The sequence below is a fragment of the Photobacterium sp. GB-56 genome, assembly GCF_003026105.1.
Taxonomy (GTDB): Bacteria; Pseudomonadota; Gammaproteobacteria; order Enterobacterales; family Vibrionaceae; genus Photobacterium.
Genome location: NZ_PYNW01000005.1, coordinates 143,473 through 166,288 on the forward strand (window position 1 = coordinate 143,473; position 22,816 = coordinate 166,288).

Genomic DNA, 22,816 nt, shown 5'->3' on the forward strand with positions numbered 1-22,816 from the left:
ATACTTTTAAGGTACAATTTAGAGAGAAAAAGAAGACATATAGCGATGTTAAATATAAAGAAAGCGAAAATTAGCTTATTCATCTTGTTGGTTTTATGTTTCTTAGTAGCCGGTTTTTTTGCAGGTCAAGCCTATCGTGAACACGCCGATCTTGCGAAAGAAAAATCAGAAGAAGCCGCTATAATAAAAGCGAGACTTGAACGATGGATTGACAATGATAATTGAACCATATAACACAAGTTTGTTTTTTCTTCATATCAGCTTACTTTGTAACATCTTCTCAAGAACGTAAAGGCCAACGATTATTTATAAAAGATAAATGTATTCGATTAGGTATCCCGGTTTTAATCTCATTAGTCGTTATTAATCCATTTATTGATAATGGTTTTATCAATAATTTCACCATTTTTATTAAAACTGGAAATATAGAACTTGATGTAACATGGTTTTGTTGGACACTAATTGTTTTTTCTATTGTTTACTCAATTGTTGTAAATAATAAAGCTATGGTAGAAGAGGGTATAGATTCACCATTCCCTACTGTTTGGATAATTATTGTCTTTGCATTTATTTTGATACCTTTAAATAACATATTCTTATACTTACAAAACGTGGGTGGATATAATTTAATGGGCTTTCGTAGCTTGGGTAATTTCCCTGCTTATATGGCCATGTTTTGTTTAGGTATTCAAGCCTATAGATATCAATGGTTAGATAAGCTAACCGTTAAACATGCAAGTGTCGGTATTTGTATGTGGCTGTTCGCATTTATTACTATGTTTTACTTACACGCAATTAATAGCGAATACGCTTCATCTTCATATGTGTTGATTAGAGGCTTTACCGCTATCGGTATGTCAATGTGTGTACTTTATGTATTTAAAACTTTTTTCAATAAAAATAATGACTGGACTAAATGGTTATCTAGAACTGCTTTTGCAGCCTATGTTTTTCAAGATATCGCTTTATATTCTGTCGCTAAGATTTATCAGCCCTTGATGACACAAACCCCACTGATTAACTTTGTTGTCGTAGGTATACCAAGCGTGATCATTGCGTTCGCTTTAGCTGGTGTGATTTGTAAAACACCGAAGCTTAAAGAGATATTTTAAAGTGATTATTTGCAGTGATATAAGAAGAACAATGGATAAAGCCACAAAAGGAATGCAGATAATTTTACTCATTATTGCAATATGCTAGCTGGTGTTTTTTTGTTGGTAAACATTACCGCGAGCAAAAGAAGCCGCTATTTAAAAGATGAGGCTAGAAAAATGGATTGATAACAGTGAGTAAATTGGGTAGGAAATACATCTATTTATCTTATTGGTATTATAGTATTTATCGAGTATTCAACTTCTACACATAACATGGCGTGATGTTATACATAACATATCATTTATATATGATTACAATTGATTCCAATAAAATACATGTCAACATCATAAACTTTATCTTTATATGAGTTTGTCAGGCCAAATAAAAATTAATAATAATTTTCTAATGGGTGGTTGAAGTGGTGATATTTTTTTTAATATTCTTAATTATATTGTTAACTGTATATTGACTATGAGAGTAATTATATGAGCGTTATAAATTTTATTATCAAAGGGGTTATGTATCTAACCCCAATGTTATTATAAATCGCGCATAATAATTTCATAATATTCATCGGCTTCATTCATCATTTTACTTACGGTTTCTGCATCCTGTTGAGTAAGGATAATATCCCAAGAACTTTTTTTTGAACGTGTTTTATATATCAAATCAACTCCTGTATTTATTATCTTGAATGAAAGATGATGAAAATCGCCTTTTAGAACTTGTTGATTACCTTCTATCATTACTTCAATATCGCCTGTTGGACTAATGAAAACGTCAACCTCTGAGGTATTATTAGGTAGTTTAAAATGCTTATGTTCAATATACATATTCACTCCTTATATATCTGCCACAAAATTAAATCCAAAATCTATACCAATATTTAATCCTTTTATAACAATAAGTTATTTGTCACATATGTATGGATCCTATGATCTTGCACTTAAAGGGTGAGCTTTTGAACTATTCTGGTGCAGAATTTAACTTTTTATTGGACTGCTTTAGGGCTTTTCCACAACCAGGTTTATAGTTAGCGTAAGTTATAATTAAGCCTGATATTACAATGAAAATTGCACCAATGATGGTATATGTTGTTGGAATTTCATTGAAAAGCCAGTAGCCAAAAATACATGAAAACAATATCTGAAAATAGAAAAATGGCGCTACGTGAGAGGCTTCAGCCACGTTCATGGCTTTGATTAAACACAATTGTGACACGATAGTCACAATTGGAATTGTGAGAAAATAGGGTAATGCTGTTAATGTCGGTGTTTTCCAAATATCAGGCTGAGCAATGAGTAGTATTGTTGCAACTGAACCTAAAACAAAAAACGAGTTAATTAAAACAGAAATAAGAGATATTTTTGAGTCGATAGTCTTGGTTATCAGGTTATAGCCAGAGGTCGTTGCTGCAATAAGTAACGGCAATAAATAGACCCAATGCAAGCCATCGACATTAGTGGGATTGATAACAACAACTACGCCAATAAAGCCTAAGATTGTTGCGATAATTTTTGGTAAGGTTAGGGTTTCTTTAAAAAAAATGGCACCACCGAGCATATACGCTACACTGCTCATTTGTACAATAACGATATAGATTTCTAAAGGGATATATTTTAAAGAGATCACCGAAACTACAGCACAGGTTAGGAACATCGCAGCACGGATCAATAATTTACCGTTGGTGGCCAGTATTGCGGTTTTCGTCTGTTTTGGCATAAAAAGCAGCATAAATACAAACGGGATCGCAAAGCGGAAAAATACCATTTGAACGGGATGGTAACCATGCTGTATCAAATACTTATCAGCGCTGTCTTTAATAGTAAGTGATAGTGTCGCAATAATGATTAAGAGTGCGCCAAGCATATTATTGTATTGAGGTTTCATGATGTTCTAGCCATTTTGCTAAACGTTCTGTATACATATCAAAAAGTAATTATAAAGAGGTATGCTGAACCAGAAAGAAACCAGATGTGAAAATACTTGGATAAAAGCGAGATTTTAACTATTAGGTTACGCCATTGAAAAAAATTGATCAGTTAAAGCTATTACTATCTGTTGTCTATATCAGTATAGCGCCTAAGAATTTAACTCATTCTAATAGGAGAATGAAATCTTGGGAGACGGTTCTCGCTCTCACTATACCCTTTCAGATGGTACTTTTAACCATTAACATCATCCTAGAGAGTTTTTTTAGCGTTCATATTCCTATTGAATTGATGTTTGTTTTGATAGGGGCTGCTACTATTGGACCTGCATTGATGATTAATCATATTGTCAGTAAAATCGATAATGTAAAAAAAGCATGGAACTACATCGAAATAGATAAAGCAGACCGCAAAGAGACAGTCTTTTTTATCGGTGCGTTTTACTTTATTACTCCAATCATTTCGTTATTGCTTATCGTAGGGCTGGTAATTTGGCTTAAATGATCAATCCATAAACGTGCCTTTTACTTTATAAAAAGATAAAGTGTCAGCGATATTTTCACTACTCCCTAATATGCCTATAATTATACAGAACATGGTAATGATTTTACTTATGGTGTAACACTTGTTGGTACACTAGTACCAAATTCTCACATGACAAATAAAACAGTCATTTATCAAACATTCAGTAAAAATGCGATTGATGTAATAACCCAATAAATTAATGGTTGGAACGCGCCAACTGTTGTTGAAGTAAATGATATTGGAAAAGATTATAATATTACGGTTCAGAATTTAACGGTAAATAATATTACCTTAAACTCTGATTCGGACTGTAATCGATTAATAAAACCATTTAATGTTTGTCAATTAAGCTTTAGCGTTAATAATGAAAAAGATGCTTTTATTGAGTTAGGCTCTTTAGGTAATTCACTAAAAGTGAATGTTGTTAATAAGGCCAAATCTGATGACTTAATTCCATATGATCATGACAATAACGATAATAATAATGGTGGCGGTGGCGGCAGTCTTAATTTTATAGTTCTTTTTCTGCTATTTGGTACAGTTTTTAGTGCGTAAACGTAGAGTTAGTAGGCAACTAAAAATAATTTAAAGGTCACTTAGGTGGCCTTTTTTAATGGCTACATAATACAAAATTAATTCTCACCAAGATATTGCATGTAACACACTCAGTAAAACCTTGTATGAAAAATAGCCAGTGGTGTTTTTTGTTGCTCGCAAGATAATATCCTTTTTTGGAGGTGAAACAGGTGATTTACACATTATCTCTCAATGTGTTATGCGATAAATGGATGTAAATTTAGTTGTTTACTCTAAATGATCGATGTTGCACTTTTGTAAATAAATACTTTGAATTGTTATGTTGTTGTGTATTATGCACTGGCTCGACAGCAAAATAGTGTTATTAGCCACTATCAAATTATAAAAATACAACATAACAATCGGAGATGAGCAATGGATAAATCGCTCTCAAAAAAGATCTTTGTCGGTCTTTTTGCAGGTCTAATAATCGGCACAGCAATCCAATATATTTTTAATGATATCGCACTCTTTGATACTTACTTATTAGGGGCAGCAGAAGGGGCTGGGGGGATGTTTGTATCCCTAATCAAATTGCTTGTTGTACCTTTAGTTTTTGTGTCTATTGTCTGCGGTATCGTGGAGCTAAAAGATGTTAAAGCTTTTGGTCGTCTTGGTGGTAAAACTTTTGCGCTTTACATTATTAATACCATTATTGCGATCAGTGCTGCGTTAGCTGTAGGTATGATTTTCCAACCGGGTAAAGGCGCGAATTTAGCAGGAAGCGTGTCTGAATCCGTTAAACTTACAACAACAGAAACGCCTAATATCTTTGATTTAGTGGTGAATATCGTACCAAGTAACCCAGTTCAAGCTTTTGCTAATGGTGACATGTTACAAATCATCTTTATGGCAATTTTAACGGGGCTTGCGATTCAAGCATTAGATTCACGTGGTGGTCCAGCTATTCGTACCTTTAAAGTAGCTAACGAAATTATGATGAAGCTGGTTGGCTTAGTGATGAGTCTTGCGCCATACGGTGTATTCGCGCTAATGATCCAATTAGGGGCAACACTGGATTCACATACGCTGTTATCTGTTGCAGGTTACGTAGCGTTAGTTGTTAGCATGTTGGTGTTCTGGATCTTCATTTTCTATCCAATGGCTGTAAGCATTGCAACGGGTACATCACCTAAGACATTTTTGCGTGCAACACGTGAGCAGGTTTTATTCTCGCTATCAACAGCAAGTTCAAATGCAACCATCCCAGTTACCATGCGAACCCTAACGGAAAAGTTAAACGTTTCGAAATCTGTTGCAGGTTTTGGTGTACCACTAGGCGCCACAATGAACATGTCAGGCGTATCTATTTATATTGCACTAGCAACCATCTTTGTGGCTAACGCATTTGGTCAACCTATTAACTCTTCAGATATTGTGACATTAGGTTTAACTATCTTGCTACTGTCTGTGGGCGCGGGTGGTGTACCGGGTGGCGGTATCGTGATGGTAGGTGTATTGCTTAACCAATTAGGACTACCTGCAGAAGGTTTAGCTATTGTTGCAGCTGTTGACCGTATTAACGATATGTTCTGTACGTCATCTAATGTAGTTGGGGATACGGCAGTAAATACCATTGTTGCTAAAACCGAAGGTGCTATTGAAGAGCCAGTAAATGCAGAAGTAAATCCTGCTTAAACGAAATTAACACAATGATAAAGCGGAGCTTAGGCTCCGCTTTTTTATAGTTGATGATTGATAATTCGGATTTTATAACTACTTACTGTTTATCTTTCCGTTCCCGTAAATCAATTTTTTCAACTTATTACATCGATTATTCAACTAAAATCAATCCAAGCGACTCTGAATAAAGCTGTAAAACAACTTGGTAATAAAATAGGCTACTGTGTTGAATTCGTTATAGTGAAAGTGCGTTTTTAACTGTGGTTTCAAATTCTTCTTGGGTTTGCTTATTCAATGTATCACTGAAGTAAACCGAGTCTTCACCAACAGGAACTCGTGCATCTGTAATTTTACCTTCGGCGACTGACAGTATGGCATCAGCGACTAAATCTGGTGAAGGTCCATTGTTGATCATATCTACAAGTTGAGGGAGAAGGGCGCTCGCTTGAGTGGCATAAGGCGTATCTTCACTTGTTGTTTTAGTGTTCGCTTTAAGCCCATTTTTTACAAATCCAGTTTTGAATAGACCTGGCGCGACCGTATGAACCTTAATACCAAATGGATTTAGTTCATAGCGTAACGAATCAGTAATACCCTCAACCGCATACTTGCTTGAGTTGTAATGAGTTAACAGTGGAAGACCCATCTTACCTAAGAACGAGCCAACGTTAATGATCATACCGCTTTCGGCTTCACGCATGAATGGAATTACTGCACGACAAGTTCTGAACACACCAAATACGTTTACATTGTATTGGAGTATGAGTTCTTCATCAGTCCCTTCTTCAACACTAGAAACGAGGCCATAACCCGCATTATTAACGAGAATATCAATTTTACCGCAATCTTTGACAATAGATTCAATAGCCGAATTGACGCTATCAGTATTTGTTACATCACAGATAACCGGCGTAATAGTTAGGTCATTAACAGTAAAATCATTTTTTAATGTCTCTCCAGTTTCAGCATTACGAACTCCTCCGTAAACTTTATATCCTTTTGCCGCAAAAAGTTTTGCTGTAGATAAGCCCATACCTGAATTTGAACCTGTAATAAATACCGTTTTCTTATTCATTTTAATATTTCCTTAATCTAGGTCAATAAAGTTGCATTTAAAATACACCTTTAAATTTACAGGTGTCAACAGTTTTGAGGTTTGCAGTGATATGGAATGCTGAATAGCGTTGAAAATCATGGTTTAGCCAAAGTCGAGTGAAGCTTTGTTGAATGTATACGGGGGAATAAATTTTACTGTCGTTGCAAAGTCTCTGTGGATTACAAATAAAATATATAACCCATAACTCCCAATAGTTAATTTAATAAATGTCCTTAAATTGATACTTATAGTCTAAATGTCGTTATTGGGTGCTCATTAAACCCATGTAAGATGTTGCTATCACATCGATATGGGGATAACAAAATGTTAAATACTAAAGACATTCGTAATATTGCGATTGTTGCTCATGTTGATCACGGCAAAACGTCACTTGTCGATCAACTATTAAGACAAGCTGATGCATTAACACGTAGAGAAAGCACACAACGATTGGTGATGGACTGTAATGCTCAAGAACAAGAAAGAGGCATCACTATTTTATCTAAAGTCACGGCAATCGACTGGAAAGGGGTAAGAATAAATATTATCGATACGCCGGGACATGCTGATTTCGGTGGCGAAGTTGAACGTGTTATAGATATGGCAAATGCGGTACTTGTTATTGTTGACGCAGTTGAAGGACCGATGCCACAAACACGATTTGTTGCTCAAAAAGCGATAAATAAAGGTTTGAAACTATTGGTTGCAGTGAATAAAGTCGATCGTCCAGAGGCACAGCCAGAAAAGGCAATTGATCAACTTTATGATTTATTTGTAACGCTAGGTGCTGATTGCGAGCAGCTCGATTTTCCTGCAGTATCATGTTCTGCGAAAGAAGCATTTGCCTATGACACCTTTGGTGAGGCTGATACTGAAAATGGCATGGCGCCATTGTTAGATATGTTAGTTGAAAACGTCGCTTCACCAACGGTAACCGTTGAACAAGAACCTGTTATTCAAATTCATCAACTTGATTACTCAGAATATCTTGGTTTGATTGGGATAGGGCGTGTTATTTCAGGATCCTTTCATCGAGGCCAAAAAGTAGCAGTTAATGCGCCTGGTGAAGATGCACGTTTCTGTCAGATCAAAGAAGTCTATCATCAACAAGGATTAAGTCGTGTTGCCGTTGATTACGGTGTGGCTGGCGATATTATAGCCTTAACAGGGATATCTGATATTGCGATTTCAGATATTGTTACTTCACGTGGCAATGATGTTGAGCTTGAAGCACTAGAAATTGATACGCCAACTGTTTCTGTGAAATTTAGCGTGAATGATTCTCCTTTTTCAGGTCAAGAAGGTAAGGTATTACAATCTCGAGAATTAGCAGAACGCTTGTATCTCGAAGCTTCACACAATGTATCTCTGCATGTTACTGAGGCAGAAGAGGCAGGCGTCTATGAAGTTTCAGGTCGTGGTGAATTACACCTTGGGGTCTTAATTGAGAGTATGCGTCGAGAAGGGTACGAGTTCTCTGTATCTCGCCCGACGATCTTGTTGAAATCCGATGCAGGTAAGACGCAAGAGCCTTACGAGAAATGTTACGTTGATTGCGCCAATGAATTTATGGGCAAGGTTATTGAAGAGATGGCTTACCGTAAAGCACAATTCGAGCATAGTCAGCCATTGGATAATAGTCATCAACGATTATTATTCTTAGGGCCAAAACGTGGATTGTTAGGTATTAGACATACTTTACTAAGTTTGACCGAAGGTTCTGCAAGTATTCATAAGGAAGATGTTGGCTACGGTAAAAAAATCGTTGGTGATATTGGTTGTAGGCGTGAAGGCGTACTGGTTTCAAATGGTATTGGCAAAGCTTTAATTTACTCTTTATCTTCGTTACAAGAGCGAGGAAGGTTGATGATTAACCATGGTGAACAGGTTTATCAGGGGCAAATTATTGGAGCAGCATCTAATGACACCGATTTATGGGTGAACTGCCGCCAAGGTAAGAACCTCGTTCGGATGTGGAGAACAGTGGCAGATAAAAATTATGCCATGAAAGCCATTATGAATTTCAGTGTAGAGCAAGCACTAACGTGGATTAATAGTGATGAACTGATTGAGGTAACGCCAAAAGCTATTCGTCTTAGAAAAGCGATGTACAGCTATTAGTTTATAACAAAACAGGCTTAACCATTATTGTGCATAAGCGCATGTTTTAAAATAATTACACTTTAAGCCCAGCGAGTTTTGCTGGGCTTTTTTGTGTCTAACATTTATAGCAATAAATCTATTTAATTGTAGAGTTAATCCATTGCTTGTTAGGCTATTAATCTGTTATTTCTCATTGACTAAGTATTGTTCGAATGTTTCTAACTGCACTGGATTATCAATACCAAAGTGCTGTTTTAATATTTGATGAAAAGACGAGACATCATTGATAAAAGTTTCTGTAACGGCATCGGCGTGAGCTAACTTCAAACGGTTATTTAAAAGAATATTATTACCATACTCTGTTCTTGCCACGACAACTACCTGAGTTGTAAATCGTGAGTTGCTATGGGTGGATGCATAATGATTTGCATATTCAATGTCGCCATCACAGACATAACTCATATCTAAGCTATATTGGTTTATCCATTGCTCTTGAACTTTACATTGCAACATCATTCCAAAGAACGCATCTTCGATAAATCGAAAGGTTTGTTTCTCTTCTTTAAGCTCTTGATTAAACGTAATTGGTAGTGGTGCTCTGGGGGTATTTGAGCCAAAACCAGTATCAACAAGCCATTGTTGTTCATTGAAAGTCACAATATTGACTAAATGCCCGCGACCGGATGGATTTTCAGATAAGTGGACTCGAGCTAACTTTTTCTCCACATTAAATTGAAGCGTTTTAAGTACGCGATTCATTAAGCTATTTAATTCAAAGCAATATCCGCCTCGATTAGAATAAACGAGCTTATTAAAGATTTTATCTTCTTCAAGTTCGATCGTATAACCATTGACGATATCAAGATTTTCAAAAGGGATACTGCTATGTTGGCTTTGATGCAGAGCGAATAGAGTCGTTAAATCAGGGGATGTGTTTCCTTGAAAACCGATTTTTTCTAAATAAGCTGATAGCATTTCTTTATTCATATTGGATCTCTAAACTTGTTCTTGCTGAGGGAATGCTTCAATACATTCATTTGTTAAAGCGACTTTGCACCCTCAAGTTAAGTTGAGGTCAAGGGGGAGCTGAATATTATTTACACTTAAGCCATATATTTCATCATTAAGGAAACGGAGCCAAATGTGATGCAGCAAACAATAGAAAGCCAACGCTTAATTTTGAGACCATTTACGCTAACAGATGCTGAACGAGTAGCTAACTTGCTAAGTGATCAAAGAATTTCTGACATGACAGCAAATATACCTTATCCATACTCTGTATCGGATGCACACACTTGGATTCAGGGACATAGCAACATGTTCTTAAGCGGTACAGGTATTGTTTACGCCATCGTTTTAAAACAAACAATGGAAGTCATTGGTACGGTTAGTTTCCCGAAAATAGAAAATGGCGTAGGTGTGCTTGGGTACTGGCTGGGTGTTCCTTTTTGGGGAAATGGTTATGCGACTGAAGCGTCAAGCTTATTAATTTCGTACATGAAAGAGCACTGTGGCTTAACGCAGTTACAAGTAACCCATTTAGCTGATAACGCACGTTCAAGATCGGTTATCAACAAGCTTGGCGTAACCTATAAAGGTAATCAGATAAACCACATGCAAGGAAAAGAGCGTGAGGTTTGTGTTTACCTTTCTACATTATAAGCTCACTTTAATGACACGGTCTGACATTAAAATACATTTGCAAATGTTGTATTGGTAATTATTAAGCTAAATTCTATCAATGACTGATGATATATCACTTAAAAGTAGTTTTGCATCATCGCTTTTCAGCTGTAATAAGGCCATAAAAAGGAGATCAGTGATAACATTCTGTGAGGTTCGCGAAGAAATTGAAGAGCTTCGAAATTGTTTTTCATCGGCAATAGTGTCAATCGTATAGTGGGCTAATTGCCGTAAGGGGCTCTTTTTTATATTTGTTAACGCAATGACTGTCGCGCCTTTGTCGTAAGCTGATTGTGCTGCCATTATTATCTCACGCCGTTTTCCTGAAAATGAAATAGCGATGAGTATGTCGTTTTTCGTTAATGTATTCGCTGTTGCGATTTGCACATGTGTATCTTGTTCAGTGAGTGCAGTAATACCTAATTTTAACAGCTTAAAAGTGAGATCTTTGGCGGTTAATGCTGAACCCCCAATGCCTACAATTTGTATGCGATGCGCTTGATTTAGCCGTTTTACGATAGCTTCAAATTCTGAAAAGTTGATAGCGTTGGTTGTCGCAATCATAGCGTGTGTTTTCTCTTGTATTAACTTTTGTGCAATCGTTATTGAAGAATCATCGCTATGGATCTTGTTATGAATAGGTCTTTTGGGTTCTAGAATGGCATTTTGTTGAGCAAGATCTTCAATTATGGCAAGTTTTAGTGCTGTAAACCCCTTAAAACCAAGCCGTTGAGCAAATTTGATCACACCAGATTGTGAAACACCTACCTTTTTCGCTATATCTTGGCTGACATAGGCACTTAACGAAGCTGGGTCTTCAAGAATAAAGTCTAATATCTTTACTCCATTACTCGATAAGCTACTTCTTTGGTTTTGCATTCGCTCTAAAATACTCATATTTCCCTAATTTTATTGAATTAATTATTCAACGAGACCTAAACATTATTCATTTAACCTGAATGGAATTAACTATCTGAATAAATAAGTTATTTTTATATTCTTTAGAATGTTTAAAAGAGTTGTGACTCGTATTTATTCTCTAATTTTGGCACAAAATGAATAATTTTAGTTGTGATAACTATCACTTAAATGAATTTTTTATTCTATATGATGCCTCTCAACAAAACCTCCAAGTGAAGAGAGCAGATAATGAAAATTGATCTAACAACCTTAGTGACAGAAAGCCGAAATAAAGATAGTGAAAACATCGATATGCTATCAACGGTTGAGATGTTGAAAGTTATCAATCAAGAAGACAAGAAAGTGGCACTTGCAGTAGAAGCCATTATTCCTGAAATTGCCAAGGTTGTTGATCTTATCGCTAATGCTTTCCAATCTGGTGGACGTTTGATTTATACCGGTGCGGGTACATCAGGTCGATTAGGTATTTTGGATGCCAGTGAATGTCCTCCTACATACGGTTCTAATCCCGATTTGGTGGTTGGCTTAATTGCTGGTGGTCATACAGCGATTTTAAAGGCGGTTGAAAATGCAGAAGATAATGTTGAATTAGGTGCAAGTGACTTACAACAGATTGGTTTTAATGAAAAAGATGTGCTTGTTGGCATTGCTGCAAGCGGACGTACGCCGTATGTCTTAGGTGCAATGAATTACGCAAAAAGTATCGGTGCAACCGTTGCTACCTTAAGTTGCAATGCGAATAGTCCAATGACGCAGATAGCAGATATTTCATTAACCCCCATTGTTGGGCCTGAAGTGGTAACGGGCTCTTCAAGAATGAAGGCCGGTACTGCACAGAAATTAGTACTAAATATGTTAACCACAGGGGCAATGATCCGTACTGGGAAAGTCTTTGGAAACTTAATGGTTGATGTTGAAGCAACCAACGCCAAACTTATCCAACGTCAAAAAAATATTGTAGTTGAAGCGACAGGGTGCAGTGAATTACAAGCAGCGGAGGCACTTGCGCAGTGTAATAACCATTGTAAAACCGCAATCCTTATGATTTTACTTGATATTGATGCTGAGTTGGCGACTGCAAAACTCGGTAAGCATCATGGCTTTATTCGTCATGCACTTTTAGACCAAAAATAATAAAACAATCGGTTATATCGAGGATCATAAGATGGCCAAAGTAACTGCTTCAATGATGCAAGAGATACTCACTGCAATCGGCGGTAACGAAAACGTTATTAAATGCGGTAATTGCATGACGCGATTACGTCTTACACTACGAGATGACAGCTTAGCTGATCGTGACTCAATCAAACGTATTGCAGGCGTGATGGGGTTAGTTGAAAGTGACGATCAATTTCAGATTGTGTTAGGACCGGGCAAAGCACAAACTGCAGCTGAAATGATGAATAGTATGCTTGAGAACGAGCAAGGTGAGGAGAAAACTTCTCCAAAAACACATTCCGACCTAAAAGATGTGGCTTCTGCACATAAACAGCAATTAAAGAAAAAACAAACCAGTGCAGCACAACGCTTTCTAAGCAAGTTTGCAACTATATTTACGCCTTTAATCCCCGGTTTCATTGCTGCAGGTTTATTACTCGGTATCGCGACCTTGCTGGAACAACTTTTTGTTATAGGGCAGGCCTCGCCTAATGCGCATTTACTTGATTTAATTGCGTATATGAAAGTTTTCAGTAAAGGTTTATTTAGCTTCTTAAGTATCCTTATTGGCTACAATGCGCAGCAAGCGTTTGGTGGTTCAGGGGTAAACGGTGCGATTTTAGCGTCACTGTTTGTACTTGGTTATAACCCAGATGCAACGTCTGGCATTTTCTCTGGAATGAACGACTTTTTCGGCAATGGTATCGATCCACGAGGCAATATTATTGGGGTTCTGATTGCTGCCATTATTGGTGCAGGCGTTGAGAAAAAAGTCCGCCAATATATTCCAGATAATTTAGATATGATCTTAACTTCTATGATCACCTTGTTGATTATGGGCGCTGTTACCTTTGTGATTATCATGCCAATTGGTGGTGAGCTATTTAAGGGGATGTCATGGTTATTTATCAACTTAAATGGTAATCCATTCGGTAGTGCGATCTTAGCCGGTTTATTCTTAATCTCAGTGATGTTTGGTATTCACCAAGGTTTTGTTCCGGTTTACTTTGCTCTTATGGACGCACAAGGATTTAACTCACTTTTCCCGATTTTAGCCATGGCAGGAGCAGGGCAAGTAGGTGCAGCACTGGCTTTATATGCTAAAGCGAAAAAAGAATCTTTGTTACGTCTGCAGGTAAAAGGGGCGATCATTCCGGGATTATTAGGTATCGGCGAGCCGCTTATCTATGGTGTGACATTACCGCGGGTTAAACCTTTTGTTACTGCATGTGTGGGGGGCTCTGCGGGTGGTTTCTTTATTGGGTTAGTATCGTATCTGGGATTACCGATTGGTTTAAATACAGTATTTGGTCCATCTGGTATTGTTGCTTTACCGTTAATGACCTCAAGTTCTGGTATCTTTGCAGGTATGGCCATTTTTACCATTGGTTTGCTGATTGCTTATATCGTAGGTTTTGTCGCAACATGGTTCTTTGGTACGAAAAATGTCGATTTAAGTTAAAATGATAAGGAAGGCTTCTTAGTATAAAAGATGAAGTAAATAAAAAACGGTGCAAAGTGCACCGTTTTCAGGGTAAGTTGAGTTTTTAAAAGTGATATATTTATGGTTTAACTTACCGCTCATAAAAATTAAATTTTTTATATAATAAAGAATCATTAGCTAGATAATGAATTACAAACTTCTTTTGTTACAGTGTCAGTTGTAAAGCCACCAGATCCTGAAAACCAATAACGTATACCAAGTCCATTGTGTATCTCATAGCCGTATTTTTCACATAAGTAAGGAAAGGAGTCTTTTTCTACATCTGATTTATATATTGTCCATTGCCAGTGTGGGTTTCGTAACATGTATGCAATAGTCATTAGTGATTTTTCACTATCAAAATATACTTTAGCTGTAGCGCCTCTCATACCCTCAATTTCAGTATCATTAACACTTTTTGCTATTTCATTCTTAATTTGCGGAGGTAGATTTCCTTGATATTCAGATTCTGGAAGAGATATACTTAATGTTTGACATCCTGTCAATGTAATCATCAAAAAAATAGAGCTAAGAATTATTTTAGACATGATACTTCCTGTTTGACTTACTAATTAAGAATAAAATAGTAGTATTTAACATTAAGCATTATCAAGTAAAAATTTACTTTTATGTATGGGAAATATTCTGAATGTGATAAGTGTAATAATTTGTTAAATTAACGATATAAAATTTTTGGAGCTTTAAGACTTATTATTACGATCTGAAAAGTTAATTATAAAAAAGTTTACCAACACTTGTGCAATAAAGCGGAGCAAAAGGCTCCGCTTTGTCGTTTGTTACTCCAGAGAACGATATAGTTTGAAATAATAATATTATTGAGATATTTCTTTTAACTTATCGATAATGGGTTTTGACGTAATCATCATTGGCTGTGAATTCTCGAATCCCATTTTATTTTCTTTAACTGTGATTCTGGCTTTTGCCGCGATGAAGGCCATTATAAATGAAGCATTTTGTGCAAGCTGTTCTTTAAAGAAAGCTTCACCAAAATAGGTAAATTCAGAGGTGTTGGTACAACCAAATGATGGTTGGCTTGGATTGCTCGCGGTAATAACTAAAGTATGTAAACCTGCAATTTCATTAGCGAATTGTCCTGAGAAACACGATGAAACCACGACAACTTTCCACTTTATTTTTGACTCAACGAGGGATTTTTTAAGATCTTTAGGTGTTATTAACTCTTTATGGTGCGGCCAAAATTTAGAGTGTAAGCCTTTTTCAAAAGAACCATGTCCAGTAAGAAAAAGAAAAACAATATCTTCATTTTTGTCGATAGTATTACCAATATCTTTTAATACATTATCAAGATTCGATAGTGTAGCCATCGGAGCTTCATTGATAGTTGATGAGTGATTAATCAATGTGACAGAGCGTCCTTTGGTATCAAATTTGTTATCAAATAACTGTTGTGCATATTTAACTTCTTTACTAAATACGTTCTGACTAGAGTCTGCAGCAAAACCTACAAAATATAAGTCTGTTTTATTTGGGCGTTGTGGTAACAATTTTGAAGTTTGCTGTTCAACTAAAGATGGTTGAGCTAGCAGAAGTTCCTTCGACGCACAGCCTGAAAGAATTGCGAAAGAAAGTGCGATAAGTATTAATTTAGGAACAGAAGTAATGGGCTGAATGGTTGCATTTAACATGTTCTTTATTGATCTTTTTAGTCATTGATAATTCTTTATACAAAACTGAAGACTTAAATTAGAGCAATAAATACAGTTTATCGAGTGGCTTCACAACCTCATTTGTAATTTATTTACATTGTAAGTATAAAAACTTTGTTAATTAAGAAGCTGAAAGAGTAGGTTTCACGATTATATTTTCTGTAAATAATGAATAAAAAAGCCGCCATAGTTAGGTAGGGAACTATGGCGACAAAATGGTAATACCTAGGTAGTTAGTCGGATATTACCAATGTAGTAGCTATTTATTAAATCTTATTAGTAAAGGTACGGCTAATTACATCTTGTTGTTGTTCACGAGTCAGTGAGTTGAAACGCACTGCGTAACCAGAAACACGAATTGTTAGCTGTGGGTATTTCTCTGGGTGCTCAACAGCATCAAGTAACATGTCACGGTTTAATACGTTCACGTTTAGGTGTTGACCACCTTCAATGCCATCTGTTGTGCCTGCTGCTTCGTGGTGGAAGTAACCATCCATTAGTGCTGCAAGGTTTTGTTTCTGTGTTTCTTCATCTTTACCTAATGCATTTGGCACGATAGAGAAGGTGTATGAGATACCGTCTTTCGCGTAAGCAAATGGGAGTTTAGATACAGATGTTAGTGATGCAACCGCACCGTTTTCATCACGACCGTGCATTGGGTTTGCACCTGGGCCAAATGGCATACCAGCACGACGACCACAAGGGGTATTACCTGTTTTCTTACCGTACACAACGTTTGATGTGATGGTTAAGATTGACTGTGTTGGAATTGCTTCACGGTACATGTGCATTTTCTGAATTTTCTTCATGAAGCGCTCAACAAGGTCGCAAGCGATATCATCAACACGTGGATCGTTGTTACCGAATTTAGGGTAGTCACCTTCGATGTTAAAATCGATTGCTACGCCATCTTCGTCACGTACTGGTGTTACTTTCGCAAATTTAATTGCTGATAATGAATCAGCAACAACAGAAAGACCTGCAATACCACATGCCATAGTACGGCGTACATCGCGATCCATTAATGCCATTAGTGATGCTTCGTAGCTGTAACGGTCGTGAGAGTAGTGGATGATGTTCAGTGCTGTCACGTATTGTGTTGCTAACCAATCTAACATTGAATCAAAGCGTGGCATTAGTGAATCAAAGTCTAATACTTCATCTTCAATTTTTGCTACTTGTGGGCCAACTTGGGCTTTAGATTTTTCATCAATACCGCCGTTAATAGTGTATAGCAGACCTTTTGCAAGGTTAGCGCGTGCACCAAAGAACTGCATGTGTTTACCAACAACTTGTGGGCTTACACAACATGCGATTGCGTAGTCATCGTTGTTGAAATCAGGACGCATTAGATCATCGTTTTCGTATTGAACAGATGATGTTTCAATCGATACTTTCGCTGCGTACTTTTTAAAGGCAATAGGGAGTTGCTCAGACCAAAGAATAGTCATGTTTGGCTCTGGTGCAGGACCCATTGTGTGTAGTGTGTGTAGGTAACGGAATGTGCTCTTCGTTACTAAAGTACGACCGTCAACACCCATACCAGCCATTGCTTCTGTTGCCCAGATTGGGTCGCCAGAGAACAGTGAATCGTACTCAGGTGTACGTAAGAAACGAACCATACGTAGCTTCATGATGAAGTGGTCGATCATCTCTTGCGCTTCTTGCTCGTTGATCAAGCCGTTTTGAATATCACGCTCGATAAATACATCAAGGAATGTTGATGTACGACCTAGTGACATTGCTGCGCCGTTTTGAGATTTAACCGCTGCTAGGTAGCCAAAGTAAGTGAACTGAATCGCTTCTTGTGCTGTGCGAGCAGGTGCAGACATATCGATGCCGTATTTCAAGCCCATTTGACGGATGTCTTCTAGTGCTTGAACTTGATCTGCTAACTCCTCACGTAGGCGAAGTGTTTTTTCTAGATCATGGCCTTGCTCTAGGAATGCTTGAGTTGACTTGTATTGTTCTTGCTTGTCAGCTTTTAGAAAATCAATACCGTATAGCGCTAGACGACGGTAGTCACCAATGATACGACCACGACCGTAAGCATCTGGAAGACCTGTGATAATACCAGATTTACGACATGCTAGGATTTCTTTAGTGTATAGGTCGAAACATGCTTTGTTGTGTGTTTTACGGTAGTCAGTGAAGATCTTCTCTACACTTTCATCCAGTTTGCGACCGTATACTTCACACGAGTTTTTCACCATGCGAATACCACCGTTAGCGATGATTGAACGCTTAAGTGGTTTATCAGTTTGTAGACCTACGATTTTTTCGAGATCTTTATTGATGTAGCCTGCATCGTGAGAAGTAATTGTTGATGGTAAATCAGTATCGAAATCAACCGGCGCGTGAGTGCGGCTTTCTTCTTTAATACCTTCTAGAACGGTATTCCATAGTGATGTTGTTGTTTCTGTAACATCGGCTAGGAAAGACTCATCCCCTTCATAAGGCGTGTAGTTAGTCTGGATGAAGTCACGAGTGTTAACTTCTTGCTGCCAGTTACCTGCGCTAAAACCTTTCCACGCTTCTAACATTTCTGTAGTAGGGATTGTCATAATGTTTACCTCAATAGGTGATATATGCGAATGCGTTATGATGAAACTGACTCACCATAAACTTAAAATCTGATGTGTGTTGAGCACGATCGGCTGATTTAATTCACTGCTTTGGAAGCCTATTTTTTATTATTCAACAGTCGTCATTTCGCTGTCTTAACTGCTTCTTGGCTTGAGATAAATACTATGATTTATAAGGCTATGAGTAAAATGAATGGTTTTCATTTTTTAAATGCATTGAATGCATACATGTGAATAATACATGATGTATAGATAGATATATGTATTAATAAACAATGTGTTATACGTTTATTTGTATCAATATGATGTTAGAAGCATTTTGTTGTGTTTAAGAACTTTAATTCAAAAAAAGTTTAGACTTATTACATTTTTCTATAATTAGGCCCTGATCCGCTTTCTGGTGGCGTCCAAGAAATGTTCTGAGAAGGATCTTTTATATCGCAGGCTTTGCATTGCAAACAGTTACTTGCATTGATTTGAAATTTCACTTGGTTATTTTCTTCAATAACTTCATAAACACCTGCAGGGCAGTAACGTTGGCTAGGTTCATCAAACGCTTTTAGATGTTGGCTTATTGGTATTTGAGGATCTTGTAATTGAAGGTGACAAGGTTGATCGTCAGGATGGCTAATAGAAGCAAGATAGAGTGAAGAGGTTTTATCAAAGCTTAATTGGTTATCAGGTTTCGGGTAATTTATCTTGTTTGCTTTTGATATAGGCAGTAGGCAAGTATGATCTGGCACATTGTTATTAAGCTGCCATTTTGCACGACCACTAAATAGACTTTGCTCTAAATAGGTTGCAATAGCGCCACTCAGTTGACCGAATTTATGGATATTTGCAGTGGTATTTCTCGCTTGATGAAGTTCATCATACAGCCAGCTACTTTCAAAAAGAGCGTTATAGCAAGGCTCGGTATGGGAATGATCACGAATTAACTCACTGTATACCGCGCTTGCCGCTAACATCCCGGATTTCATCGCGGTGTGGCAGCCTTTTAATTTGTTCATATTCAGGGTACCAGCATCACAGCCTATTAATACACCGCCTTGGAATGACTGTTTGGGTAGGGAGGCTAACCCCCCTTTGGTAATCGCTCTTGCACCGTATTCAATTCGTTTTCCGTTTTGAAGAACTTGCGCAAATAGAGGGTGATGCTTTAGCCGTTGAAATTCATCAAACGGGCTAAGGTAAGGGTTACGGTAGTTTAAGTCGGTAATAAGCCCTACTGCGATATGGTTATCACCAAGGTGGTACATAAAAGCGCCACCCGTTGAACTTGATTCGCTTAGTGGCCAGCCCAAACTATGGATCACTCTGCCTTGTTGATGCTGTTGCTTGGGAACCTGCCAAATTTCTTTTATCCCTAATGCGTAATGTTGCGGTTGTTTGTGCTTATCGAGCTTAAGTTGTTTTATTAGCGCTTTTCCTAAATGTCCTCGACTACCTTCGGCAAAAATAGTGTAACGCGCATTAATCAGCATACTGGGTTGATAGTTTTCTTTTTTGTGACCTTGTTTGTCTAATCCCATTGCTTTGGTTGTAATCCCCTTTACGGTGCTCATGTAAATGGGTAAATCGGCATTATCACTTGTTACGCTGTCACTCCTTTGGTGTTCAAACTGTATTTTGTCAGCGCAAAAGCCAGGGTAGATTTCGACACCCAATAGCTCGGCTTGTTTTGCTAGCCAACGGCATAACTCACTTAAGCTAACAATATAATGGTCGTGATTTTCAAACACTTTTGGACGTAATAAAGGTGGGATTGAAAATACTGATTGTGAGTTGGTTAACCAATAAAACTCATCATGTTTTACTTTGGTACGGACTGGGCAATCAGTATCTTGCCAGTTTGGTAATAATTCGTTGAGTGCGTGGGGATCAAATAAGGCGCCAGATAAAATATGTCCGCCGATTTCGGCACTTTTTTCTATTACAGCAATAGAGAATGGTCGCTGATGCTCTTTGGCTAATTGCGCAAGTTGGATAGCACTAGCAAGCCCGGCAGGTCCTGCGCCGACGATTAAAACATCAAAAGAGATACTGTCTTGAGCACTTTCTTCCTCTGCCATAGATGACTCCTTTATTGCTTTATTTAACTATAGTCCAGTTGACGTAAACGTAAATTCAACTAGGCTCAAAGAAACAAAGGCGTTCCTGTATTAGCCGTTAAATCAACGACTTCTTATTAGAGGTATGTGATATGGCAGAATCTACAATCCGTATATTAGTGGCGATTAAGCGCGTGATTGATCCTTATGTAGCGATCCGTGTTAAGGATGATAATAGTGGTATTGACGATCATAATGTGAAGAAAACCATTAATCCTTTTTGTGCAATCGCACTTGAACAAGCCGTACAGTTTAAAGAACAAGGGATAGCGTCAGAGGTCGTTGTTGTTTGTATTGGGGATGATAGTTGCAATGAATCATTAAGGACGGCACTCGCGCTAGGGGCCGATAGCGCTATTCATATCAATACTAATCAAACTGAAAGTGACGATGTAACAAATATCACCCCGCTAAAAATAGCAATGCTGTTATCTGTATTAACTATACAGAACAAGAGTGATGTGGTGTTAATGGGGAAACAGTCTATTGATGGCGATAACAATCAAACACCTCAAATGCTGGCGGGAATATTAGACTGCCCACAAGCGACTTATGCTTCAGAGATTAACTATGACAACCCTTCGATATTAGATGAGCTTATTGTGACTCGTGAAGTCGATGGTGGTCTTGAAACTTTGGCGGTTAAAGTTCCTTGTGTGATTAGCTGCGATTTACGACTTAATACACCCAGATTTGCATCACTTCCAAATATTATGAAAGCGAAAGCTAAACCATTAACGACTATTTCGTTGCAAGACTTTATTGAAAAAAATAGCGTGCAGTACCCATCGCTGGAAAATCTGATAAAGACAACGTCTCAAACAATACTTCACTATAACGCGCCAAAACCACGGACAGCTGGGGTTATGGTCGACAATGTTGATGCACTTATTGATAAGTTAAGTCATGAAGTAAAGGTGATCTAATGAAGACAGAAAACATTTTGATTATCGCAGAGCATGATCATCAGAATATTTCGTTAGCTACACGTAAAGTTGTTACTGCGGCAGCTTCATTACAGTGTTTTAGCAAGGGGTTAAGTATCCATATTGTCGTGGTTGGTTTTCAATGTGAATGTGTTGCACAGCAGGCAGCAGAGTTAGCCGATATTGATAAAGTGTTATTGGTGGATGATGCTTGTTATCAGCATGGTTTGGCAGAAAACGTCTCTAAGGTCATTAAGGATATTGCATCAAACTATAGTCATATTTTTATGAGCAGTAGCACATCAGGTAAAGATCTATTGCCGCGAGTATCTGCGATGTTGTGTATAGAGCAATTATCCGATGTGATGGCATTTACTGGTTTAGATGCAGTCGTTCGTCCTATTTATGCCGGTAACGTAACGGTTGAGGTTAAGTCTTGTGAGGCTGTTATGGTGGCAACAATTCGCAGTGCTAGTTTCGAGCCTTGTGGGTTATCGGAGCAACCCGCCGAGCAAGAATTGCTAAAGATAAGTCATTCATTAACCCGTACCCGATTTGTCAGTATGCAAACGAGTAACCATGAGCGACCAGATCTTACTACAGCACGTGTTGTGGTCGCAGGTGGGCGAGGTGTTGCAAGTAAAGATGGATTTTTATTGATTGAGCAATTAGCAGGTACCTTAGACGGTGCGGTTGGTGCTTCTCGCGCAGCCGTGGATGCTGGATTCGTACCTAACGATTACCAAGTAGGGCAAACCGGGAAAATTATTGCTCCAGAACTTTATATTGCTGTTGGGATCTCGGGTGCAGTTCAACATATTGCTGGGATAAAAGATGCAAAAGTGATTGTGGCTATTAATAATGATCCTGATGCAAGTATATTTTCTTATGCCGATTACGGTTTAGTGGGAGATTTATTCGATTTAGTCCCTGAGCTTTCATCTAAATGTAAATAGGGTGCGTTGAGAATAATTTTTCACATTTTATCTTAAAAGGGATGAGTATGTTTCTTAAGCAATACAAGTTATAGAAACTGATCCTTGTTTAAAAAGCACTCTAAATGATGGCATTTTTGTTATATTTGTAAGTTAAATGAAATATTTATAGGTATTCACTAATTATCACTTCCTTTTTGGTTTAAAAGACTAGTAATTTATGGTTGAGTGGTTCATTAATCTACTGTTAAAGTTAAATATTATTTTTCATTATCGTTGTTGTATTTTTATTCTATTTTAAAATCATAGGCTTATTAAAAAACAAATCTTATAGCAATTTAGTGCTAATTTGATATGTGAATAGTTATTCCTTATAA

Annotated in this window: 19 protein-coding genes; 10 read left to right on the top strand and 9 right to left on the bottom strand. The window is 37.5% G+C overall.

The window, feature by feature from the left end:
- Positions 1–45: 45 nt before the first annotated feature.
- Both C9J42_RS08860 and C9J42_RS08865 read left to right on the top strand, forming a co-directional pair.
- Entirely contained in the window at positions 46–225 is a 180-nt protein-coding gene (locus C9J42_RS08860; protein WP_107247169.1) for a delta-aminolevulinic acid dehydratase, read from the top strand.
- Positions 222–1,112, top strand: a complete 891-nt coding sequence (locus C9J42_RS08865; protein WP_107287587.1) for an acyltransferase — start codon at positions 222–224, stop codon at positions 1,110–1,112. The genes C9J42_RS08860 and C9J42_RS08865 overlap by 4 nt, the downstream gene beginning before the upstream one ends.
- 522 nt (positions 1,113–1,634) lie before the next feature.
- On the opposite strand, the gene C9J42_RS08870 is transcribed toward C9J42_RS08865, so the two are convergent.
- Both C9J42_RS08870 and C9J42_RS08875 read right to left on the bottom strand, forming a co-directional pair.
- Complete coding sequence (locus tag C9J42_RS08870) at positions 1,635–1,928, bottom strand: hypothetical protein (protein WP_107207234.1); 294 nt, start codon at positions 1,926–1,928, stop codon at positions 1,635–1,637.
- A gap of 133 nt (positions 1,929–2,061) precedes the next feature.
- Entirely contained in the window at positions 2,062–2,985 is a 924-nt protein-coding gene (locus tag C9J42_RS08875) for a DMT family transporter (RefSeq protein ID WP_107207233.1), read from the bottom strand.
- 134 nt (positions 2,986–3,119) lie between these two features.
- On the opposite strand from C9J42_RS08875, the gene C9J42_RS08880 reads away from it, so the two are divergent.
- Positions 3,120–3,530: a hypothetical protein gene (locus C9J42_RS08880; RefSeq protein WP_146144064.1), complete on the top strand. Its 411-nt coding sequence runs from the start codon at positions 3,120–3,122 to the stop codon at positions 3,528–3,530.
- A 972-nt stretch (positions 3,531–4,502) separates the two neighbouring features.
- Complete coding sequence (locus C9J42_RS08885) at positions 4,503–5,765, top strand: dicarboxylate/amino acid:cation symporter (RefSeq protein WP_107207231.1); 1,263 nt, start codon at positions 4,503–4,505, stop codon at positions 5,763–5,765.
- 220 nt (positions 5,766–5,985) lie between these two features.
- Here the strand turns inward: C9J42_RS08885 and C9J42_RS08890 are convergent, their stop codons facing one another.
- Positions 5,986–6,825: an SDR family oxidoreductase gene (locus tag C9J42_RS08890; protein ID WP_107301906.1), complete on the bottom strand. Its 840-nt coding sequence runs from the start codon at positions 6,823–6,825 to the stop codon at positions 5,986–5,988.
- Positions 6,826–7,170: 345 nt separating this feature from the next.
- Here C9J42_RS08890 and C9J42_RS08895 point away from each other — a divergent pair, with 345 nt between their 5' ends.
- A complete protein-coding gene (locus C9J42_RS08895; RefSeq protein WP_107207229.1) occupies positions 7,171–8,967 on the top strand; it encodes a GTP-binding protein in 1,797 nt (598 codons plus the stop codon).
- A 165-nt stretch (positions 8,968–9,132) separates the two neighbouring features.
- Here C9J42_RS08895 and C9J42_RS08900 read toward each other — a convergent pair whose 3' ends face one another.
- The gene (locus C9J42_RS08900) at positions 9,133–9,936 is read right to left on the bottom strand and encodes an arylamine N-acetyltransferase (protein ID WP_107207228.1); all 804 of its coding nucleotides are present in this window, start codon (positions 9,934–9,936) and stop codon (positions 9,133–9,135) included.
- A gap of 159 nt (positions 9,937–10,095) precedes the next feature.
- On the opposite strand from C9J42_RS08900, the gene C9J42_RS08905 reads away from it, so the two are divergent.
- The gene (locus C9J42_RS08905) at positions 10,096–10,611 is read left to right on the top strand and encodes a GNAT family N-acetyltransferase (RefSeq protein ID WP_107207227.1); all 516 of its coding nucleotides are present in this window, start codon (positions 10,096–10,098) and stop codon (positions 10,609–10,611) included.
- A 66-nt stretch (positions 10,612–10,677) separates the two neighbouring features.
- On the opposite strand, the gene C9J42_RS08910 is transcribed toward C9J42_RS08905, so the two are convergent.
- Positions 10,678–11,529, bottom strand: coding sequence for an SIS domain-containing protein (locus C9J42_RS08910; protein WP_107301907.1), 852 nt, complete (start codon positions 11,527–11,529; stop codon positions 10,678–10,680).
- A gap of 252 nt (positions 11,530–11,781) precedes the next feature.
- On the opposite strand from C9J42_RS08910, the gene murQ reads away from it, so the two are divergent.
- The gene (murQ, locus tag C9J42_RS08915) at positions 11,782–12,687 is read left to right on the top strand and encodes an N-acetylmuramic acid 6-phosphate etherase (protein ID WP_107207225.1); all 906 of its coding nucleotides are present in this window, start codon (positions 11,782–11,784) and stop codon (positions 12,685–12,687) included.
- Positions 12,688–12,718: 31 nt separating this feature from the next.
- Positions 12,719–14,173 (top strand): PTS N-acetylmuramic acid transporter subunit IIBC, encoded by a 1,455-nt coding sequence (murP, locus tag C9J42_RS08920; RefSeq protein ID WP_107207224.1) that lies wholly within the window; start codon positions 12,719–12,721, stop codon positions 14,171–14,173.
- Between the two features lie 155 nt (positions 14,174–14,328).
- Here the strand turns inward: murP and C9J42_RS08925 are convergent, their stop codons facing one another.
- From C9J42_RS08925 to C9J42_RS08940, 4 genes are all read right to left on the bottom strand, one after another.
- The gene (locus tag C9J42_RS08925) at positions 14,329–14,742 is read right to left on the bottom strand and encodes a hypothetical protein (RefSeq protein ID WP_107207223.1); all 414 of its coding nucleotides are present in this window, start codon (positions 14,740–14,742) and stop codon (positions 14,329–14,331) included.
- A 285-nt stretch (positions 14,743–15,027) separates the two neighbouring features.
- A complete protein-coding gene (locus C9J42_RS08930; RefSeq protein ID WP_107287585.1) occupies positions 15,028–15,861 on the bottom strand; it encodes a C13 family peptidase in 834 nt (277 codons plus the stop codon).
- Between the two features lie 287 nt (positions 15,862–16,148).
- On the bottom strand, positions 16,149–18,446 hold the full coding sequence (gene pflB, locus C9J42_RS08935; protein WP_107207221.1) for a formate C-acetyltransferase: 2,298 nt from the start codon (positions 18,444–18,446) through the stop codon (positions 16,149–16,151).
- Positions 18,447–18,829: 383 nt separating this feature from the next.
- Positions 18,830–20,539 (bottom strand): electron transfer flavoprotein-ubiquinone oxidoreductase, encoded by a 1,710-nt coding sequence (locus C9J42_RS08940; RefSeq protein ID WP_107301908.1) that lies wholly within the window; start codon positions 20,537–20,539, stop codon positions 18,830–18,832.
- A gap of 131 nt (positions 20,540–20,670) precedes the next feature.
- On the opposite strand from C9J42_RS08940, the gene C9J42_RS08945 reads away from it, so the two are divergent.
- Together C9J42_RS08945 and C9J42_RS08950 are read left to right on the top strand one after the other, a co-directional pair.
- On the top strand, positions 20,671–21,504 hold the full coding sequence (locus C9J42_RS08945; RefSeq protein WP_107262104.1) for an electron transfer flavoprotein subunit beta/FixA family protein: 834 nt from the start codon (positions 20,671–20,673) through the stop codon (positions 21,502–21,504).
- Positions 21,504–22,460: an electron transfer flavoprotein subunit alpha/FixB family protein gene (locus C9J42_RS08950; RefSeq protein WP_107287584.1), complete on the top strand. Its 957-nt coding sequence runs from the start codon at positions 21,504–21,506 to the stop codon at positions 22,458–22,460. Before C9J42_RS08945 ends, C9J42_RS08950 begins: the two co-directional genes overlap by 1 nt.
- The last annotated feature ends 356 nt before the right edge of the window (positions 22,461–22,816 follow it).

Coding starts and splice junctions, on each gene's coding strand:
- C9J42_RS08925 (WP_107207223.1), bottom strand. CDS start 14,742: ATGTCTAAAATAATTCTTAGCTCTATTTTTTTGATGATTACATTGACA.
- C9J42_RS08910 (WP_107301907.1), bottom strand. CDS start 11,529: ATGAGTATTTTAGAGCGAATGCAAAACCAAAGAAGTAGCTTATCGAGT.
- murQ (WP_107207225.1), top strand. CDS start 11,782: ATGAAAATTGATCTAACAACCTTAGTGACAGAAAGCCGAAATAAAGAT.
- C9J42_RS08870 (WP_107207234.1), bottom strand. CDS start 1,928: ATGTATATTGAACATAAGCATTTTAAACTACCTAATAATACCTCAGAG.
- C9J42_RS08875 (WP_107207233.1), bottom strand. CDS start 2,985: ATGAAACCTCAATACAATAATATGCTTGGCGCACTCTTAATCATTATT.
- C9J42_RS08950 (WP_107287584.1), top strand. CDS start 21,504: ATGAAGACAGAAAACATTTTGATTATCGCAGAGCATGATCATCAGAAT.
- C9J42_RS08890 (WP_107301906.1), bottom strand. CDS start 6,825: ATGAATAAGAAAACGGTATTTATTACAGGTTCAAATTCAGGTATGGGC.
- C9J42_RS08885 (WP_107207231.1), top strand. CDS start 4,503: ATGGATAAATCGCTCTCAAAAAAGATCTTTGTCGGTCTTTTTGCAGGT.
- C9J42_RS08945 (WP_107262104.1), top strand. CDS start 20,671: ATGGCAGAATCTACAATCCGTATATTAGTGGCGATTAAGCGCGTGATT.
- C9J42_RS08895 (WP_107207229.1), top strand. CDS start 7,171: ATGTTAAATACTAAAGACATTCGTAATATTGCGATTGTTGCTCATGTT.
- C9J42_RS08900 (WP_107207228.1), bottom strand. CDS start 9,936: ATGAATAAAGAAATGCTATCAGCTTATTTAGAAAAAATCGGTTTTCAA.
- C9J42_RS08930 (WP_107287585.1), bottom strand. CDS start 15,861: ATGTTAAATGCAACCATTCAGCCCATTACTTCTGTTCCTAAATTAATA.
- C9J42_RS08905 (WP_107207227.1), top strand. CDS start 10,096: ATGCAGCAAACAATAGAAAGCCAACGCTTAATTTTGAGACCATTTACG.
- murP (WP_107207224.1), top strand. CDS start 12,719: ATGGCCAAAGTAACTGCTTCAATGATGCAAGAGATACTCACTGCAATC.
- C9J42_RS08940 (WP_107301908.1), bottom strand. CDS start 20,539: ATGGCAGAGGAAGAAAGTGCTCAAGACAGTATCTCTTTTGATGTTTTA.
- pflB (WP_107207221.1), bottom strand. CDS start 18,446: ATGACAATCCCTACTACAGAAATGTTAGAAGCGTGGAAAGGTTTTAGC.
- C9J42_RS08860 (WP_107247169.1), top strand. CDS start 46: ATGTTAAATATAAAGAAAGCGAAAATTAGCTTATTCATCTTGTTGGTT.